The sequence below is a fragment of the Isoptericola sp. NPDC019482 genome (assembly GCF_040632295.1).
In the GTDB taxonomy this organism is placed as follows: Bacteria; Actinomycetota; Actinomycetes; order Actinomycetales; family Cellulomonadaceae; genus Isoptericola.
The window spans coordinates 1-1,418 of record NZ_JBEYBQ010000077.1 but is presented as its reverse complement, the minus strand read 5'-3'; the positions used below and the strand labels follow the sequence as shown (position 1 = coordinate 1,418).

The window sequence follows — 1,418 nt, the reverse complement described above, 5'->3', positions numbered from 1 at the left end:
CTACCTCTGTGAGTCTTCGGTTGGCTGGTCCGGGACTGGCTGGTGAGGATGACGTCGGTCGTCCTGCGTTGGTCGTGACTCCTGCTACCTATGGCCTGCGAGAGCGGTGCCCTTCCGGCGATCCGTCCGATCAGGGTGGGGCGGCCGGCGCCGTCCTGGCCCACCTCGGAGACCTGATCAGAAGGCCGTCCCGTGCTGTGTCAGCAGCACGGTGACTCATCACAGAGTTGTCCCGAAGTGACTTCCTCCCGGGTTGGCGCCGGCCGCGTGCGGCCGGAACGCGTTCCCAAGACAGGAAGGTCCACACCGCATGCCTATCGTCGCTCATCGTCATCCGTTCGTCGTGGGGGTAGACACCCACGCCCGCAGCCATGCGCTCGCGATCCTGGCCGCCGCCACGGGCGAGCTGGTCGATCAGGCCCAGTTCCCCGCCACGCCGGAGGCGATGGACCGGGCGGTCGCCTGGGTCGGTCGTCGTACTGGCGGCGATCTCGAGGTGTTGTGGGTGATCGAGGGCGTCGGCACCTACGGTGGCCGACTCGCTGCGACTGCCGCCACCGCCGGCTACCAGGTTGTCGAGGCCGCCAGGATGAATGCCCGCGCGCACCGGGGCGTGGGCAAGTCCGATCCCCTGGACGCGCACCGGATCGCGGCCGCGGTCCTGCCACTGGACCTCGACCAGCTGCGCCACCCACGTAGCGACGACCCGGCCCGGGTCGGGCTGCGCATCCTGACCACCGCCCGTGACCAGATGACGACCGAACGCACTGCCAGCATCAACGCGCTGACAGCGCTGCTACGGGTCATGGACCTAGGCCTGGATGCGCGCCGGGCCCTGACCCGCACCCAGATCCTCCAGGTCTCACGCTGGCGCTCCCGCTCCGAGGACATCGCAGCCACGACGGCACGCGCTGAGTCCCTGCGCCTGGCCACGCGGATCCTCCAGCTCGAAGCCGACCTGGACTCGAACACGAAGGCCATCACAGGCCTGATTCAGCAGAGCCCAGCTCGCGTCTTGCTGGAGGAGCCGGGGATCGGGCCAGTGACCGCTGCGATCTCGATGATCGCCTGGTCCCACGAAGGGCGCCTGCGCGACGAGGCCGCGTTCGCCTCCCTCGCAGGGGTCAACCCGATCCCCGCGTCGTCCGGCAACACCACCCGCCACCGCCTCAACCGTGGCGGTGACCGAAGACTTAACCAAGCACTCCACATGGCCGTCGTCGTGCGCATGCGGATGGACCCCGAGACACAGGCATACGTCAAGAAACGCACGGCCGAAGGTCGCACCAAACGGGAGATCCGCCGCATCCTCAAGCGCTACCTCGCCCGACAGATCTACCGCGCCCTCAACGCCACCGCGCGCTACGACCCCGACCTCACGAACCCGACCCCGGCTTGACAGGACATAGAAGGATCGC

Annotated in this window: 1 protein-coding gene; it reads left to right on the top strand. The window is 68.4% G+C overall.

Features of this window, described 5'->3' with window-relative positions:
• Positions 1–310: 310 nt before the first annotated feature.
• Positions 311–1,399, top strand: coding sequence for an IS110 family transposase (locus ABZ493_RS21740; RefSeq protein ID WP_430584196.1), 1,089 nt, complete (start codon positions 311–313; stop codon positions 1,397–1,399).
• Positions 1,400–1,418 lie beyond the last annotated feature (19 nt).